A 3,073-nucleotide genomic window follows, 5' to 3' on the forward strand; every position below is an offset into this window, starting at 1 on the left:
CGGAATAAGCCGAAGCGCTCACTGTTTCCGGGTGGACGTCCAGTTGAGAACAAAAGCCAGCAGCACCTTCGTGAAGGTCACCAGCTGGTCGATCGAGACTTGCTCGTTGACGCTATGGGCATGGCGAAGTTCGCCCGGCCCGTAGATCACCGCCGGAATGCCGGCGTCACCGAACCAGCCGCCATCGGTGACGGTTGGCGACACATCCACGATCGCCTTCTGCGCCGCCACGCGCTCATGCATCGTGGCAAGCAGAATGGTGCCTGGATGCGCGGGATCGACCTCAAGGGCCGGAAAAATCTCGCCCCGGTCGATGATCATCGAGGTCCCGCCCCAGACGAAGGTCGGCGGGTTGACACGCAGCCAGGGGTCGCCAGAGGCGACGCCGCCGATGTGTTCCTCGATCTCCCTTATCACATCCGCGAAATTCTCGTTTGGGTAGTAGTGCACAGTGATCCAGAGCCGGCATTCGTCGGCGATGAAGGCCGCGTGCCGCCCGCCTTCGATCACCGCCGGGTTGATGGTGGTTGAACCCAACGGGCAACCTGGATATTGCTTCGTCACTGCCCAATGGCGTTCCAATTCGCCAAGCCCCTGGATAATCTTGGCCATCTTCTCGATGGCGCTGGCGCCAAAGACGCCGCCGCCGGCATGGATCATGTGGCCGCGCGTGCCGTCATGAAAGGTCTGCGGGCTTTTCACCGTGATCCAGCCGGTAATGACGCCACCCTGGCCCTGAATGTGCAGATCCGACGTATCGACGACCACCGCCATATCGGCGGTATAGCCACGCTCGCAGCATTGCAGCGTGCCGGCCTCGCCCACCTCCTCGCCAATCACGGATTGGAAGATGAGATCGCCGGGAAGGGCGACGCCGTGATCGGCCATGATGCGGAGCACGAACAGCGCACCGGCGAGGCCGCCTTTCATATCCGCCGTGCCGCGCCCGATGATGACGCCATCACGGACAATCGGCCGGAAGGGGCCCGTCTCCCAGGCCTCGCCCGGTTCCACGGCGGCGACATCGACATGGCCGTTGATGATGAGGCTGTGATGCGCGCCGGCATCGCTGCCGCGGAGGATGCCGACGACATTGGGGTCGCCGGGATGCACGTCCCAAATGTCGATCTCGGCACCAAGCTCGCGCAGATACTGCGCCACGAACTGCTGCGCCTCGGCGGTGTTGCGCGCCGGCGGTGCCGGCGTTTCGAAAGACACGAGCCTGCAGAGCAGATCGACGATTTCGCCCTGCCGCGCTTCGACAGCGGCGAGCAACTGATCAAGATCGGCGGTCATTGTTCTGGCACCGTATCGGGCGCCCAGTAGAGGATGCGCTTCAGCACCCGGTCGACGACGACCCAGAGCAGGATCGCCATGACCGAGAGGATGGCGAGGGCGGAGAACATGACATCCGTCTGGATGCGAGCATTGGCGTTCATCATGACGTAGCCGAGACCGGCCGAAGAACCAACCCACTCGCCGATGATGGCGCCGATCGGCGCGATGGCTGTGGCAACACGCAGGCCTGAGCCGAAGGCCGGAAGGGCGGCATAAAGGCGGACATGGCGCAGGATGGCCCATGGAGAGGCGTTCATGGTGCGGGCAAGGTCGAGCCAGCCGATATCGGCGCGGCGCAATCCGTCGAAGAAGGAGGCGGTGACGGGAAAGAAGATGACCAGCACGGCCATCACGACTTTAGAAGCCATGCCGAAGCCGAACCACAGCACCAGCAGCGGTGCCAGGGCAAAAACCGGGATCGCCTGGCTCAGCAGCAGCAGCGGCATCAGCCAGCGCTGCAGCAATGGCGAAAAGACCATGCCGAGGGCAAGACCCGCGCCCAGGATGGTGCCGCAGGCAAGGCCCAACATGATCTCCGCGAAGGTCGTGGCGGTAGCACCCACCAGCGTCTGCCGCTGCGCCACAAGTGCCTCCGCAACCTTGATCGGGCTCGGTAGCATATAGGGCGGGATGGAGGTGAAGGCGGTGATCGCCCACCAGATCAGGATGAGGCCGAAGAGCGTGATGAGCGGGCGAAGAACCTGTTTCATTATTCGGTTTCGGGCTCCGTCAGCACGCGCATGAGATGGCCTTGGGTCTCCAGCAAATGCAGATCGTCCGGCGCGCGCGGCGGATTGCCCGGCACCAGGATCGGCGCGCCGAGCGTCGCCGGGTGGCCAGACATCACCACGAGATGGTGGCCCAGCCGGCAGGCCTCGAAAGGATCATGGGTGATCAGCAGCGCGGTCCGTCCCTGCAGCAACTCGGCCGCCAATTCCTGAATGCGGGCGCGCGTGATGGTGTCGAGCGCCGAGAAAGGCTCGTCCATCAGCACGATGGGCCGATCTTCGTACAAGGTGCGGGCGATGGCGGTGCGCTGACGCATGCCGCCGGAAAGCTCCATCGGCAGTGCTTTCGCGCGCTCCCCGAGGCCGACGCGCTGCAGCAGATGCATCGCCCGGTCCAGATCCGGCTTCTGGCCGCGCAGGCGGCTGCCGACCATCACATTCTGCTGCACGGTCAACCAGGGATAGAGAAGATCGGTCTGGCCCATATAGGCGATACGGCCCTGCAACGGCGCGCCGTCGGTCGACCGCACCAGGCCCGCGGTAGGCCGCGACAGGCCCGCAAGGATCTTGATCAGGCTGCTTTTGCCGACGCCGCTGGTGCCGAGCAGGGCCACGAACTGGCCGCCCGCGATGGTGAGGTCGAGATTCTGGAAAATCGTACGCTCACCGAAGCGAAGCGCCAGTCCTTCAATGACGATGCCCGGGCAAGGGGCCGTGGTCATCCCTCGGCCCCGTCCTGCCAGCCAATGGCCCAGAACTGCGCTTCGAGCAGGCTCGCGGTGCGGAAGGTGTCGAGCAGCGAGGCGTAGCGCGCCTCAGCGCCTCGGCGGCGTCCGAAATCATCCAGGTCGATGATCGCCTGCGCCACGGTCGCCCGATACTCCTCCCCCGCATAGCTGCGAATCCACGGTTCGTAGGGATTGCCCTCCAACACTGTCTCTGGGTCTCCCAGCAGCAGCTCTGCGATTTCGGCATAGCCTGCGAGGCAGGGTGCCAGCGCAATTTCG

3 protein-coding genes and 1 pseudogene are annotated in these 3,073 nt (G+C 64.4%); all 4 read right to left on the reverse strand.

Translation table 11 applies throughout. The features are described 5' to 3' along the window. Nucleotides 1–18 precede the first annotated feature (18 nt). Nucleotides 19–1,296, reverse strand: coding sequence for an acetylornithine deacetylase (locus tag VL752_RS10455; protein ID WP_325354875.1), 1,278 nt, complete (start codon nt 1,294–1,296; stop codon nt 19–21). Beyond that, nucleotides 1,293–2,048, reverse strand: coding sequence for an ABC transporter permease (locus VL752_RS10460; RefSeq protein WP_325354877.1), 756 nt, complete (start codon nt 2,046–2,048; stop codon nt 1,293–1,295). Before VL752_RS10460 ends, VL752_RS10455 begins: the two co-directional genes overlap by 4 nt. Beyond that, the gene (locus tag VL752_RS10465) at nt 2,048–2,788 is read right to left on the reverse strand and encodes an ABC transporter ATP-binding protein (protein WP_325354879.1); all 741 of its coding nucleotides are present in this window, start codon (nt 2,786–2,788) and stop codon (nt 2,048–2,050) included. Before VL752_RS10465 ends, VL752_RS10460 begins: the two co-directional genes overlap by 1 nt. Continuing rightward, nucleotides 2,785–3,073, reverse strand: a pseudogene (locus tag VL752_RS10470) (thiaminase II); the annotation flags it as partial. The gene VL752_RS10465 and the pseudogene VL752_RS10470, both read right to left, overlap by 4 nt.

The organism is Acidisoma sp. (assembly GCF_035492295.1).
Classification (GTDB): Bacteria; Pseudomonadota; Alphaproteobacteria; order Acetobacterales; family Acetobacteraceae; genus Acidisoma.